The 14,217-nt window shown below is 60.2% G+C and carries 13 protein-coding genes and 1 pseudogene; 9 read left to right on the top strand and 5 right to left on the bottom strand.

The genetic code is table 11. The features are described from left to right. Positions 1-7 precede the first annotated feature (7 nt). The 8 genes from lptC to FFS64_RS16200 all read left to right on the top strand — a co-directional run bounded on the left by lptC (position 8) and on the right by FFS64_RS16200 (position 5,529). A complete protein-coding gene (gene lptC / locus FFS64_RS16235; RefSeq protein WP_137806218.1) occupies positions 8-580 on the top strand; it encodes an LPS export ABC transporter periplasmic protein LptC in 573 nt (190 codons plus the stop codon). After that, complete coding sequence (lptA, locus tag FFS64_RS16230) at positions 567-1,115, top strand: lipopolysaccharide transport periplasmic protein LptA (RefSeq protein WP_137806217.1); 549 nt, start codon at positions 567-569, stop codon at positions 1,113-1,115. The genes lptC and lptA overlap by 14 nt, the downstream gene beginning before the upstream one ends. Beyond that, positions 1,115-1,840, top strand: coding sequence for an LPS export ABC transporter ATP-binding protein (lptB, locus tag FFS64_RS16225; RefSeq protein ID WP_095193908.1), 726 nt, complete (start codon positions 1,115-1,117; stop codon positions 1,838-1,840). The genes lptA and lptB overlap by 1 nt, the downstream gene beginning before the upstream one ends. 184 nt (positions 1,841-2,024) lie before the next feature. Beyond that, complete coding sequence (locus tag FFS64_RS16220; RefSeq protein ID WP_032829337.1) at positions 2,025-3,518, top strand: RNA polymerase factor sigma-54; 1,494 nt, start codon at positions 2,025-2,027, stop codon at positions 3,516-3,518. A gap of 74 nt (positions 3,519-3,592) precedes the next feature. Continuing rightward, positions 3,593-3,901 carry a ribosome hibernation-promoting factor, HPF/YfiA family gene (gene hpf, locus FFS64_RS16215; protein WP_007941242.1) on the top strand — a complete coding sequence of 103 codons (309 nt, stop codon included), beginning with the start codon at positions 3,593-3,595 and terminating at the stop codon, positions 3,899-3,901. A gap of 12 nt (positions 3,902-3,913) precedes the next feature. Continuing rightward, complete coding sequence (gene ptsN, locus FFS64_RS16210; RefSeq protein ID WP_095193909.1) at positions 3,914-4,378, top strand: PTS IIA-like nitrogen regulatory protein PtsN; 465 nt, start codon at positions 3,914-3,916, stop codon at positions 4,376-4,378. Between the two features lie 2 nt (positions 4,379-4,380). Further along, a complete protein-coding gene (rapZ, locus tag FFS64_RS16205) occupies positions 4,381-5,238 on the top strand; it encodes an RNase adapter RapZ (protein WP_137806216.1) in 858 nt (285 codons plus the stop codon). 15 nt (positions 5,239-5,253) lie between these two features. Further along, entirely contained in the window at positions 5,254-5,529 is a 276-nt protein-coding gene (locus tag FFS64_RS16200; RefSeq protein ID WP_137806215.1) for an HPr family phosphocarrier protein, read from the top strand. 71 nt (positions 5,530-5,600) lie between these two features. Here FFS64_RS16200 and FFS64_RS16195 read toward each other — a convergent pair. Further along, a pseudogene (locus tag FFS64_RS16195) lies at positions 5,601-5,942 on the bottom strand (ZIP family metal transporter); the annotation flags it as partial. Positions 5,943-5,988: 46 nt separating this feature from the next. Further along, complete coding sequence (gene pmbA / locus FFS64_RS16190) at positions 5,989-7,335, bottom strand: metalloprotease PmbA (RefSeq protein WP_137806214.1); 1,347 nt, start codon at positions 7,333-7,335, stop codon at positions 5,989-5,991. Positions 7,336-7,443: 108 nt separating this feature from the next. On the opposite strand from pmbA, the gene yjgA reads away from it, so the two are divergent. After that, positions 7,444-7,968 carry a ribosome biogenesis factor YjgA gene (gene yjgA, locus FFS64_RS16185; RefSeq protein WP_008054354.1) on the top strand — a complete coding sequence of 175 codons (525 nt, stop codon included), beginning with the start codon at positions 7,444-7,446 and terminating at the stop codon, positions 7,966-7,968. Between the two features lie 47 nt (positions 7,969-8,015). Here yjgA and tldD read toward each other — a convergent pair whose 3' ends face one another. From tldD to FFS64_RS16170, 3 genes are all read right to left on the bottom strand, one after another. Further along, on the bottom strand, positions 8,016-9,458 hold the full coding sequence (gene tldD / locus FFS64_RS16180; RefSeq protein ID WP_095193918.1) for a metalloprotease TldD: 1,443 nt from the start codon (positions 9,456-9,458) through the stop codon (positions 8,016-8,018). Positions 9,459-9,470: 12 nt separating this feature from the next. After that, positions 9,471-10,325, bottom strand: coding sequence for a carbon-nitrogen hydrolase family protein (locus FFS64_RS16175; RefSeq protein WP_137806213.1), 855 nt, complete (start codon positions 10,323-10,325; stop codon positions 9,471-9,473). Between the two features lie 82 nt (positions 10,326-10,407). Continuing rightward, positions 10,408-14,211 carry a YhdP family protein gene (locus FFS64_RS16170; protein ID WP_137806212.1) on the bottom strand — a complete coding sequence of 1,268 codons (3,804 nt, stop codon included), beginning with the start codon at positions 14,209-14,211 and terminating at the stop codon, positions 10,408-10,410. Positions 14,212-14,217: the final 6 nt, after the last annotated feature.

The raw sequence follows: 14,217 nt of genomic DNA, 5'->3' as shown, positions 1-14,217 counted from the left end.
GCCAGACATGCTGAGCAAAAAGATCCGCAACATCCTGGTATTCGGTTGCATCGCGGCGATTTTCGCCGCGGTCGGCTACTGGAACATCAGCCCGGAACGCTTCCTCGACAAGCCTGTTGCGCAAGTCGACAACAGCGCAATCGACTATTACGCCATCAACGCCCACAGCGTGCAGTTCCTGCCGGACGGCAAACTGCAATACGAAATGACGTCGGACAAGGTCGAACACCTCAAAGTCACCGAAGTGACCTTGCTGACCAATCCCGACTTGAACATGTTCCGCGGCACCGAGTTCCCGTGGCACGTCCAGAGCGAAAAGGGCGAAGTCAATCCCGACGGCACACAGGTCGAGCTGATCGATTCGGTACGTATCACGCGTTTCGACGAGAAAAACCGCAGGACCCTGATCACCACCACTCGCATGACAGTGTTCCCGCAGAAGCAATATGCGCAGACCGAGCAACCCGTTAGAATCGACGGCGCTGGCGGCGTATCGACAGGCAACGGAATGAAAGCGTACTTGAAAGAAAGCAGGATACACCTGCTCTCGAACGTAAGAGGACAGTATGAGGCTCGTTAAAACCCTCCCTATTTTGCTCAGTCTGGGCGCAGCACTGGGAAGCGTGAGCGCCTGGGCCCTGCCGGATGACCAACAGCAGCCTATCCGCATTCAGGCCGACGACGCCCAGCTGGACGACAAGAACGGTATCGCCACCTACACGGGCGACGTGATCATCACCCAAGGCTCGATGAAGGTCACCGGCAACAAAGTGACCATGACCCGCGCACCTAACGGCGATATCGATGTGGTGACGTCCGTGGGCAACCTCGCCTACTTCGAACAAGTGCAAACCGCGGGCGATGCCAAGCCGGTTCAAGGCTGGGGCGTGACCATCCAGTATCACGCAACGCAAAACCGCGTCGTGCTGATCGATCGCGCCAAAGTCGTCGACAAGGACAACAACGTCACCCAGGGCGAAAAAATCGTCTACGACACCGTTAAAAAGCTGGCCAGCGCCGGTCGCGCCACAGGCAGCAAAGTCACCGAAGCGCGCCCACGCATCGACATGGTGATCCAGCCGAAAAAGAAAACCGACGAGCAAAAGGCCCAGTAATGGCAACTCTGAAAGCTCAGCATCTGGCCAAGAGCTACAAGAGCCGCCAGGTCGTGCGTGACGTCAGCCTGTCCATCGACAGCGGTCAGATCGTCGGCCTGCTTGGCCCCAACGGCGCCGGCAAGACCACCTGCTTCTACATGATCGTTGGCCTGGTACGGGCCGATCAAGGCCGCGTCCTGATCGACGACCTGGACGTCAGCCACCAGCCTATGCACGGTCGTGCGAAGGCCGGTATCGGCTATCTGCCGCAAGAAGCGTCGATCTTCCGCAAACTGTCGGTGGCCGACAACATCATGGCCATCCTCGAGACCCGCAAGGAACTCGACAAGGCCGATCGTCGTCAGGAGCTGGAAAGCCTGCTGCAGGAGTTCCACATCAGCCACATCCGCGACAACCTCGGTATGAGCCTGTCCGGTGGCGAACGCCGCCGCGTGGAAATCGCCCGCGCACTGGCCACCAACCCGAAATTCATCCTGCTCGACGAACCCTTCGCCGGCGTGGACCCGATTTCGGTGGGCGACATCAAACAGATCATCCACCACCTCAAGGCCAAGGGCATTGGCGTGCTGATCACTGACCACAACGTCCGTGAAACCCTGGATATCTGCGAAACAGCCTACATCGTCAACGATGGCCAACTGATCGCCGAAGGCGACTCCGACACCATCCTGGCCAACGACCTGGTCAAGGAAGTGTACCTGGGCCATGAGTTCCGCCTGTAAGCACTGAAGTGCTGGCTAGTCGACCGAGCGCTTGTCTCGATAAAAAATCAATACTTTTTTATTGTTACAGCGCTCTAGGCAAACACCGCAACTTCGGGCATATAATTTGCTTATGTTTGGCGCTCCGGCGCCCCTGTAGTGGATGGCGCATGTGCGCCGGCGAATAAGGTGTTAAGCCCCTGCCATGAAACCATCGCTAGTCTTGAGAATGGGCCAGCAGCTGACGATGACACCGCAGCTGCAACAGGCCATCCGCCTGCTCCAATTGTCGACCCTGGACCTGCAGCAGGAAATCCAGGAGGCCCTGGAGTCCAATCCGATGCTCGAGCGCCAGGAAGAAGGCGACGACTTCGACAACACGGACCCCTTGGCCGACAACGCCGAACAGAAGCCCAACACCGACATCCAGGAACCCTCCTACCAGGAAAGCGCGCCGACGGTTGATAACCTCGACGAAGGCGACTGGAACGAACGCATCCCCAACGAACTTCCCGTCGATACGGCATGGGAAGACGTCTACCAGACCAGCGCCAGCAGCCTTCCCAGCAACGATGACGACGAGTGGGACTTCACCACCCGCACATCAGCCGGCGAAAGCCTGCAAAGCCACCTGCTCTGGCAATTGAACCTGGCCCCGATGTCCGACACCGACCGGCTGATTGCCGTGACCCTGATCGACTGCATCAACAATCAGGGTTATCTGGACGAAACGCTCGAGGAAATCCTCGAAGCCTTCGATCCGGAACTGGACATCGAACTGGACGAAATCGAAGCCGTCCTGCACCGCATCCAGCAATTCGAACCCGCCGGCATCGGCGCCCGTAACCTGGGTGAATGCCTGCTGCTGCAATTGCGCCAACTGCCAGCCAAAACACCCTGGCTGGCCGAAGCCAAACGCCTGGTCACCGATTACATCGACTTGCTCGGCAGCCGTGACTACAGCCAGCTGATGCGCCGCATGAAGCTCAAGGAAGACGAACTGCGCCAGGTGATCGAACTGGTCCAGAGCCTCAATCCGCGCCCAGGCTCGCAGATCGAGTCTACCGAAGCCGAATATGTGGTCCCCGACGTGATCGTGCGCAAGGACAACGAGCGCTGGCTGGTTGAACTCAATCAGGAGTCGGTGCCACGGCTGCGAGTCAATGCCCAATACGCCGGCTTCGTGCGCCGCGCCGATACCAGTGCCGACAACACCTTCATGCGCAATCAGCTGCAGGAGGCCCGCTGGTTCATCAAGAGCCTGCAAAGCCGCAACGAAACCCTGATGAAAGTAGCCACCCAGATTGTCGAGCATCAGCGCGGTTTCCTGGAGTATGGCGACGAGGCGATGAAGCCGCTGGTCCTGCATGACATCGCTGAAGCGGTCGGCATGCACGAGTCGACGATCTCACGGGTGACCACGCAGAAATTCATGCATACCCCCCGGGGTATCTATGAACTGAAATACTTTTTCTCCAGTCACGTCAGCACCTCCGAAGGCGGCGAATGCTCGTCCACGGCGATCCGCGCGATCATCAAAAAACTGGTTGCTGCGGAAAATCAGAAAAAGCCGTTGAGTGACAGCAAGATCGCTGGTTTACTGGAGGCACAAGGCATTCAGGTGGCTCGCCGCACCGTCGCCAAGTACCGCGAATCCCTCGGGATCGCGCCTTCGAGCGAACGCAAGCGGTTGATGTAGAGCCACGCCACAGCGTTCCAGTGGCAGATCATCGGATCTGCCGCTTTATGCACTGGCAACGAAGGAGAAGCTGTATGCAAGTCAACATCAGTGGACACCAACTGGAAGTGACCGAACCTCTTCGCACCTACATCGGCGAAAAACTCGAACGATTGGAGCGACATTTCGACAAGATCACCAACGTGCAGGTCACGATGACGGTCGAAAAGCTGAAGCAGAAAATCGAAGCCACGCTGCATATTCCCGGCAATGAAGTGGTCGCGAACGCGGAACATACCGATATGTACGCGGCGATCGACGCCTTGACCGACAAGCTGGATAAACAACTCAAAAAGCATAAGGAAAAGACCCAGAGCCTCCTCCAGGGCGCTACCGGTCGTTAACACTCCCAACCCATGATCCGACTTGAAAGCATCCTGACCCCCGGCCGTTCCCTGGTGAACGTGCCGGGCGGCAGCAAAAAGAAAGCCCTCGAGCAAATTGCCAACCTTATCCATCGCGAAGTGCCGGATCTGGAGATGCAAGATGTCTTCGAGGCTTTGATCGCCCGCGAAAAACTCGGCTCGACTGGTTTTGGCAACGGCATAGCCATTCCTCATTGCCGCCTCAAGGGTTGCAACGCGCCCATCAGTGCCTTGATGCACCTGGACGCCCCTATAGATTTCGACGCCATCGACGGCGCCCCGGTTGACCTACTGTTTGTACTACTGGTCCCGGAAGCTGCCACCGATGCGCACCTTGAGTTGTTGCGTCAGATTGCCAGCATGCTCGACCGCAAGGACGTGCGCGACAAACTGCGCAGCGCCCCGAGCAATCAAGCCTTGTATCAGGTTGTCCTGGACGAGCAAAACGGGCAGTAATCATGCGCTTGATCATCGTCAGCGGCCGCTCCGGCTCAGGTAAAAGTACCGCCCTCGATGTACTCGAGGACAACGGCTACTACTGCATCGACAACCTGCCTGCCGGGTTGCTGCCGGAACTGGCCGAACGCGCGTTGATTCATACCGAGCTGTCACAGCCGCTGGTTGCCGTATCCATCGATGCGCGCAACCTGCCAAGCCACCTATCGCGGTTTCCCGAGCTGCTGGAAGAAGTACGCAGCCGTCACATCCAGTGCGATGTGCTGTATCTGGATGCCGACGAAGAAACCCTGCTCAAACGCTTCTCGGAAACCCGCCGTCGCCACCCGCTGAGCAGCGCCAATCGCTCGCTGGCCGAAGCCATCGCGGACGAAACGAACCTGCTCGGCCCCATTGCCGACCTGGCCGATCTCAAGGTCAATACCACCAACCTGAACCTGTATCAGCTGCGCGATACCATCAAGCTGCGCCTGCTGAACCAGCCGGAGCCCGGAACAGCGTTCCTGGTGGAGTCTTTCGGCTTCAAGCGTGGCATGCCGGTCGACGCCGACCTGGTGTTCGATGTGCGCTGCTTGCCCAATCCTTACTGGAAACCGGAGTTACGCGCGCAGTCCGGACTCGATCAGCCGGTTGCCGAGTACCTGGCGGCACAGCCGGATGTCGAAGAGATGTTCCAGGACATCTCCACCTATCTGCTCAAATGGTTACCCCGCTTTGCTGCCAGCAACCGCGCGTATGTCACCATCGCCATCGGTTGCACCGGCGGGCATCACCGCTCTGTCTACCTGACCGAACGTCTGGGCAAGACCCTGCAGCAATCCCTGAAGAACGTCCAGGTCCGCCACCGCGACCTCAGTTAAAGGATTCACATCGCGATGCCTGCTCTGGAAATCGAAATCATCAATAAGCTGGGCTTGCATGCCCGGGCGTCTGCAAAGTTCGTTGGGGTTGCCGGCCAATTCAAGGAATGCACGATCAGGGTTGGACGCACACCAGAATCCACCGTCGACGGCAAAAGCATCATGGCCATGATGATGCTCGCCGCCGGCAAGGGCACCAGAATCCATCTGAGTACGGAAGGCGAACAGGAGCAGGAAGCGATGGATGCGCTGGTGGCCTTGATCAATAACTACTTCGACGAAGGCGAATAACGTCAAAAGATCGCAGCCTGCGGCAGCTCCTGCACCTGATTCGCAGGAGTTGCCGCAGGCTGCGATCTTTTTTACGCTAACGCGGTATCCATCACCATCATCAAACAGAACCCGACCAGCAACCCAAGGCTGGCCAGCCTGTCGTGACCGTGCCGCCGCGACTCGGGAATGACTTCATGGGTGACCACCAGCAACATGGCCCCGGCGGCCAATGCCAGGCCCAAAGGCAACAGCAGCTCGGCCAGGCTCACCAGCCATGCGCACAACAGAGCAAACACCGGCTCGACCAGACCTGACGCGGCACCGATCAGGAATGCCTTGAACCGCGACATCCCTGCCCCGGCCAGAACCAGGGCAATCACCAATCCCTCCGGCACATCCTGCAAGGCAATGCCCATCGATGGCCCAAAGGCGCGCCACCCGATGGGTAGCGCGCCTTTTTTATGCTGCGGCTGGAGGTCAGCTACCGGCGACCGTCATCCGCTCGATCAGCACCGACCCCGTACGAATGTTGCTGCGCAGTTCCAGGTCGTTACCCACGGCAAGGATTTGCTTGAACATATCGCGCATGTTGCCGGCGATGGTCACTTCCTGGACCGCGAACTGGATTTCACCGTTCTCGACCCAGTAACCCGCCGCGCCACGGGAATAATCGCCGGTGACCATGTTCAAACCCTGCCCCATCAGCTCGGTCACCAGCAGTCCACGGCCCATGCGTCGCAGCAAGGCGGCCTGGTCTTCATCACCGTGGGTGACAAACAGGTTATGCACGCCGCCGGCATTAGCGGTACTCGGCATGCCGAGTTTGCGACCGGAGTAGGTGCCGAGGATGTAGGACACCAACTCGCCTTTTTCGACGAATGGCTTGGCGTAGGTTGCCAGGCCATCACCATCGAACGCCGCACTGCCCAGGGCACGCATCAGGTGCGGGCGTTCATCGATGGTCAGCCACTCCGGAAACAGCTTCTGCCCCAGCGTGCCTTCGAGGAACGAGGATTTGCGGTACAGGCTGCCACCGGAAATCGCCGACAGGAAACTGCCGAACAGACCGCCGGCCAGCTCGGCGGAAAACAGCACCGGCACTTCGCAGGTGGGTACCGGACGCGCCCCCAGGCGACTCGCCGCCCGTTGCGCGGCACGCTGGCCGATGCTCACCGGATCCGCCAGCAAATTGCCCTGACGGTTCACGTCGTACCAGTAATCACGCTGCATCTGGCCATCGGCCTCGGCGATCATCACGCAGCTCAGGCTGTGCCGGGTCGATGCATAACCGCCGATAAACCCGTGGCTGTTGCCGTACACACGGCAGCCTTGATGCGTACTCAGGGTAGTGCCATCGGCGTTCTTGATCCGTGCGTCGGCATCGAATGCCGCCGCTTCGCAGAGCAAGGCTTTTTCGATGGCTTGCTCCGGGGTGATGTCCCATTCGTGGAAAAGATCGAAATCCTGCAGGTCCCTGGCCATCAGTGCCGCATCGGCCAGGCCCGAGGCTTCATCTTCAGAGGTGTGTTTGGCGATGGCCAATGCCGCCGCAACGGTTTCACGAATCGCCTCCGGACCACTGGCCGAAGTGCTGGCCGAGCCCTTGCGCTGGCCGACGTACAAGGTGATGCCGAAGCCCTGATCGCGGTTGAATTCAACGGTTTCGACTTCACGCTGGCGCACCGAGGTCGACAGGCCCTGCTCCAGGGATACCGCCACCTCACAGGCACTCGCGCCCTGGCGCTTGGCTTCAGCGATGATCTGCTCGACTTGTTCTTGCAGTGCCGGCAATGCTTGTGGGCCGACGCTTTCAACTGCACTCATGCTGTTCTCCACTCAAATTCTGCTTTCGGTGACGGTCATCGAGCGACCGGGCCGGACAAGCGGCCCCCGACTGGTTATCATGGCGGCGTTTCTTTGCGGACGGCCACCATGGTTGATTCTTACGACGACTCCCTCGATACGGGAGAAAAAAGCAAATCCCAGGTCAAACGCGAGCTGCATGCTCTGGTTGACCTCGGCGAGCGCCTCACAACACTCAAGCCTGACTTGCTGGCAAAACTGCCCTTGACCGACGCCTTGCGCCGGGCCCTGGCCGATGCGCCCAAGCACACCGCGAACATCGCGCGTAAACGGCACCTTCAGTTCATCGGCAAACTGATGCGCGATCAGGACACTGACGCCATTCTGGTTTTGCTCGATCAACTCGATGCCTCCACTCGCCAGTACAACGAGCGCTTCCATAACCTGGAGCGCTGGCGTGATCGCCTGATAGCCGGTGACGATGCCGTTCTGGAAAAATTCGTCGTCGACTACCCCGACGCCGATCGCCAGCAACTGCGTTCCCTGATCCGCCAGGCACAGCACGAGGTTGCACAAAACAAGCCTCCTGCTTCCAGCCGTAAAATCTTCAAGTACATCCGTGAGCTGGACGAGACTCAACGCGGTTTGCGTTGAATCCCGGACCGGGTGAGTCGCCGCGCGACTCACCCGCAGCTCCATCCTTACGAGCCCGTGCCACCCACGGTAATCGCATCAATCTTCAGCGTTGGCTGGCCGACACCCACCGGCACCGACTGCCCATCCTTGCCGCACGTTCCCACGCCGCTGTCCAGCGCCAGATCGTTGCCGACCATCGACACTTTGCTCATGGCTTCCGGGCCGTTGCCGATCAAGGTCGCACCTTTGACCGGGGCGGTGATCTTGCCATCTTCGATCAGGTACGCCTCGCTGGTGGAGAACACGAACTTGCCGCTGGTGATATCGACCTGGCCACCGCCGAGGTTCGCGCAGTAGATGCCCCTCTTCACCGAAGCGATGATTTCCGCCGGGTCGCTTTCGCCGGCCAGCATGTAGGTGTTGGTCATGCGTGGCATCGGCAGATGCGCATAGGATTCTCGACGTCCGTTACCGGTGCGGGCCACACCCATCAGGCGCGCATTGAGCTTGTCCTGCATATACCCCTTGAGCACGCCGTTTTCGATCAGCGTGGTGCACTCGGTCGGGGTGCCTTCATCGTCAACGCTCAATGAGCCACGACGCCCGGACAAGGTGCCGTCGTCGACAATGGTGCAAAGTTTGGAGGCAACCCTCTCACCCATGCGCCCGCTATAAGCCGAGCTGCCCTTTCGATTGAAGTCGCCTTCCAGACCGTGGCCGACCGCTTCGTGCAACAACACACCTGACCAACCGGAACCGAGTACCACCGGCAAGGTACCGGCAGGCGCAGGAATGGCTTCCAGATTGACCAGCGCCTGACGCAACGCTTCACGGGCATAGCTCATGGCGCGGTCTTCGGCGAGGAAGTAACGGTAATCGGTACGACCGCCACCGCCATGGCCACCGCGCTCGCGACGGCCATTCTGCTCGACGATCACACTGACATTGAAGCGCACCAGTGGCCGTACATCCGCCGCCAGACCACCGTCGGTGGACGCCACCAGAATCCGTTCCCAGACACCGGCCATGCTCACGGTGACTTGCTGGATACGCGGATCGAGCGCGCGAGTGGCTGCATCGATGCGCTTGAGCAGATCGACTTTCTCGGCACGGCTCAGCACTTCCAGGGGATTGTCCGGCGCGTACAACTGCGCGACATCCTGGGTGGTGAATGCTTGCACCGTGCCGTTCTGCCCGGCCCGGGAAATCGAACGGGCGGCACGGGCCGCCGCGCCCAGAGCTTCGAGGGTGATCGCGTTGCTGTAGGCGAAACCGGTTTTTTCACCCGATTGCGCCCGCACGCCCACTCCCTGGTCAAGGTTGAAGCTGCCTTCCTTGACGATGCCGTCTTCCAGCGCCCAGGACTCGGAAATCTGCCCCTGGAAATACAGGTCGGCGGCATCGATACCCGGCCCGGCCAGATCGCCGAGTACACCTTGCAGGCTTTCGATCGTTACGCCGCCGGGCGCCAGGAGGTGCTCACTGACTGAGGACAACAACTCGCTCATATGCTTTACGCCTTAAATTCGTCGTTCTGATGCAGGCCGCTGAGCGCCCTGCGAGAAAAAGCGCCGGTGACTGGACACCGGCATCCGCGCCCGGATGGACGCCTGTTCGCTGCTGTCGCGTTCGGCCAGCAGCACGGCCTCGCCTTGATCCTGTTGCGCCAGCACTCGACCCCATGGATCGACAATGGCCGCATGCCCCCAGGTTTCCCGCGGCCCCGGATGCGTCCCACCCTGGGCAGCCGCGAGTACATAACACTGGGTTTCGATGGCCCTTGCGCGAATCAGCACGTCCCAGTGCGCGGCGCCGGTCACGGCGGTAAAGGCCGACGGCGCGGTAATCAGTTCCGCGCCGGCAGCACGCAATTCGCTGTAGAGCTCCGGAAAGCGCAAGTCATAACAGACCGTCAGGCCGACTCGCCCCACCGGCGTGTCCGCGACCACGACCCCACTGCCATAAGCATAGTCATCGGATTCGCGATAACGGCCGCGATTGTCCGCCACGTCCACGTCAAACAGGTGCAGTTTGTCGTAGCGCGCCACCGTTTCGCCTTGATCATTCACCAGCAACGAACAGGCGTGCGCTTTGGCCGTCGGTTGATCCACCGGCGGTAAGGGCAAAGTGCCGGCCACTATCCATAACTTGAGGTCACGTGCGGTCTGTTTCAACCAGGGCAGGATCGGGCCTTCGCCCAACGCCTCGGCGCGACCGATGTCGGCGATATCACGGCGGCCCATGGCGGCGAAGTTTTCCGGCAGCACGGCCAGCACCGCACCTGAGGCCGCGGCCTGTTCAAGCAGGCGACGCGCCTGAACCAGGTTGGCCGGCACATCGCTCTGGCTGACCATTTGAATCACCGCTACAGACATGGCGCGCTCCAACTTCGCTTTTCACAAGGGCAGGCCGCCATGCTACTCCATAGCCCCGGCGAGTGGCTGTGCAAAAAAGAACTCAAAAAGGCTTGTCGTAGGTGATTTTCGGATCTTTCCACGGCCCTTTGACGGTGTATTTCACGCTGGCGAAACGGGCGACGCGATCGCCGATCAACTTGTCGATCAGGAACAGCGCCCCGCCAATGGCAGGTGCACCGACGATCAGGGCGGCAATCGGCAAGTTGTTGGTCACCGGCAAGGTCACCAGCAATTTGGCATCGATCTGATCACCAACCAGATTCAGGGTACCGTTGAGTTCAACATTGCTCGACGGCCCCGTCATCTGGATCGGCTCGCGGGTCACGTACACGCCGTTGGTCGCCACCAGCAGCCCCTTGACCCTGTCATAGCTCAAGCCTTTGCCGAACAGATCGGAGAAGTCCAGGCGCAAACGCCGGCCAATGGAGTTGAAGTTGAGCAAGCCAAACACCCGCAACGCCTGGGCACCGCCCTCGACTTCAACAAACTGGCCTTCCTTCATCGAAGCATCGAGGGTGCCGGAAAAACGCTTGGAGGCCAGCCAGGCCGGTGAGCCGGGCCAACGGCCATCGACATCCATATGGAATTCCTGACTGGTGACACTTGGCGCAAAGCCCCAGCCCTTGAGTACGTCCGCGAGGTTCTTGCCGCTGATCCGCCCCTTGTACCAGCTTGTGCTGGCGCCGGGCACACCTTCCCAGCCGCCGCTGCCCTGCAACAATATGCCTTTGAGGCCCATGTCCAGTGAGTTCAGAGCAATGCCCTTGGCCGTCGGGCGCACTTTCAGCGACCAGGCACCCACCAGGTCATTGCCCTGGTACAGCTGATTGATGGTGATATCCATCGCCGGGATCTTGCTTGGATCCACCGAGGCCAGCGGGTCCGGCGAGTTCTCATCGGCCAGTACCGTCGGGTCCGGTGCCGGCAGACGCACGGTTTGCAGATTGATCACCATCGGTGCAGCTTTCGCATCAGGGAAGCTGGCATTGCCCTTGACCTGCTGACTGTCCAGCTGCAAGGCCCAGGCAGTCGGTTTACGCGTCAACTGCACCGACGCCTGATCCAGCGTCGTGCCGAGGGCGACAAGCTTGCCGACCTTGAAATCCGCGCCGCTGAGTAACTGCTTGGCGCTGCCTCCGGGGTCCTGCCCGGCATACTTGCCCAACAGATCCTGCCACGGGCCGACGTCCAGTTCCGACAGCACACCGCGCACCCGCAGGCCCTTGGCGCCAGGCAACATCGCATTACCGTTGCCCAGAAACAATTCACCTCGCCCATCGGAAAAATTGCCCGTCGGTGCGGCAAAGGTGAAGTTCGCCAACTCACCGTAATTCACCCAATAGCGTCGCTCCGCGCCTTGCAGCGTCATGCGGAACGTCGTGTCACGCCCGGCATCCGCCGCCAGGCCGAACGGCGCCGGTAAGTCCAGGGTCACGCCCTTAAGACTGGAGTTGACCATCAGCTGGCTATCAGCGCCATCGAGGGTCAGTTGCAACTGGTAGGGGATCACGCCGCTGACCGGCAACGGCTGGGTAACGCTCAGCCACTCCGTGAGCTTTTTGACTTCGACCTGCCCCGAAGCGTTGACCCGGGTGTTGAGCTTGCCTTCGCGACCATCGGCGAAAATCTGCGCGCTTACCGGTTTGTCGAACGCTCGGGCGGTGATGTTTTTCCCGCTCAGCCCTTTGGCGCTGTCGAAGCGGAAATCGCCCTTGAGCTGCGTCAGCTCCAGTGACGGTTCGGCCAGTTTCAGGCGGGCCTTGGCTGTCTTGAAGTCAACCAGGATTTTCGGTTGCTCGCCCTTGGCCAACGGAATATCAAGCTTGAGCTTGCCTTGCAGATCCCCCTCGCCTTCCCAACCGGCAAAGGTCTCGGCAGTGCCGATCGGCGCTGTTTGAAGAATTTTCAGACCGTCGCCCAAACCTCCGGCAAACGCCCCGTCGAGAAACAGGTGGGGGCTTTGCCCGTCCGGCACATGGGGGATATTGACGTAAATGTCGCGGACCTGGGTATCGAGCAATTGCCCCTTGCTGGCCAGGATCCGCACGCCGCTGTCTTCAACGAACACATCACCGGTCACCTTGCTGACATGGGGCCAGCCCGGCTGGAAGGCCAATTCGGCATCGTGCACCTTGAAAAACAGACTGATACTGCGCGCTGTCTCGGCTGCGCCGTGGTTCAACGACCCCTGGTACTGGAAGAAGCCCTGATCCACTGCACCTTTGAGAATCGCCGTACGCAACCATTCGTCCAGCGCCGGGCTGAGCACCGCCGGCAGGTATTTGGCGGTGTAACGACCGTCCCCCTCCACCAGACCGACCCGCAGGTCCATGTAGTCTTCCTGGGTGTGGTCGAAATGCAGGCGGATCAGGAAATCGCCGGCAATCTTGCCCTCTTCGCCCAACACCTTCAGGTACGGCGCGATCAGGGTAAAGCCTTCTTTGTCGAGCTTCCAGGTCAGGCGGGCATTGGCCTGAATGTACTGCCATGGCTTGGCGAAAATCGGGTCCAGGTGCAGCATGAAATCCTTGCTGTCCATGCGCAACTCGCCCTGCCCAAGGTCACCGCTGATGCTGCCCGTGATGTTTCGCGCCGCTGGCGCACCGTGATAGGCGTCGAAACCGACCCGGTCAAGGTTGGCGGCGAAGCTGAATTTGCTGTCATCCGTGGCATTGGGCCGCACGTCGATCAGGACATTGCGCAGCCCGCCGGTGACCTTGAGTCGCTCGACCACCGTTGCAAGGCCTTCAGGCAGTGGCGCCAAGGCATTGAGCAGCGGCGTGAGCGGGGTAAGTTCGAGGCGGTCGGCCTGCAAATGCCAGAGCGCCTCCGACTTGTCAGTGGCTGTGGTTTGCTTGAACTGCAGACGCGATTCCCAGCGGGTCTCGCCGAGGTTCATCGCCAGGGAATCGACCGTCACCAGCATGCCTTCGGCGTTGCGCTGGAAATAGCCATTGAGCGCCAGATTGTTGATCTGGACCGGTTTGCGTTCGGCATAGGCGCCCTTGAGTTGCGGCGCATTCAAACGCACCGCTGCGCTTTGCAACTCGCCCTTGCCCCAGGTCGCCCACAGCTCGCCGCCGGCCTTTATCTCGGAGAAATTCCATTGCTGGCTGATGCTCTCGGGCAGCCATTTCGACCAGTCGCTTTGCGGCAGGCTCAGGTAAACCTGGGCTTCAGCGTCCTTCCAATGGCTGGCACGTATGCGCGTGCGCAGGCTCATGGCCAGCGGTTGCCCGTCAGGCAGCGTCAGGCGGGCATCAAGTCGCTGACGCGTGACACCGGTTTTCAGATTCAGGCCGACGTAAGTCAGCGTCAGTGGCGACGCTCCCCACGGCTGCAAGGTGATCTGGCTGTCGAGAACCGACAACTGCTGGAGCATCTGCATGCGATTGAGCAACTGCTGCGGGTCCAGGGGCTGATCGTCCTTGACCGGCAAGCCTTCCAGCGCCCACTGGCCATCATCGCCTTGCTTGAGGCTGATCTTCAGGCCGTTGAGTTCCAGATGGGCGATGCGCACTTCGCGCGCCAATACACTGCCCCATAGATCCGGCACTACCCGCACATGCTCCAGGTGCAGGGCGTTGGCACCCTCGCCCACGGTGACATCGTGAACCGACAAAATAGGCGCGAAGCCGCTCCAGCTGCCTTTCAACTCGCCGATTTGCAGTGGCATGCCCAAGGCCTCACTGGCCCTGGTTTCAACTTCGACACGGTATTCGGCCACCAGCGGCGCCAGTTCCCGGCCAAGGCTGACGTACAACGCCATCAATACCAAAACCAACGCGCACAGGCCCAGACCCCAGCGGGTCAGTGCGGCCAAAATGCGTGTCAGACGCTCCATGTCAGT

The organism is Pseudomonas sp. G(2018) (assembly GCF_005502415.1).
Lineage (GTDB): Bacteria > Pseudomonadota > Gammaproteobacteria > Pseudomonadales > Pseudomonadaceae > Aquipseudomonas.
Note: the sequence above shows the minus strand (reverse complement) of the source record. Positions and strands in the feature narration are given on the sequence as shown.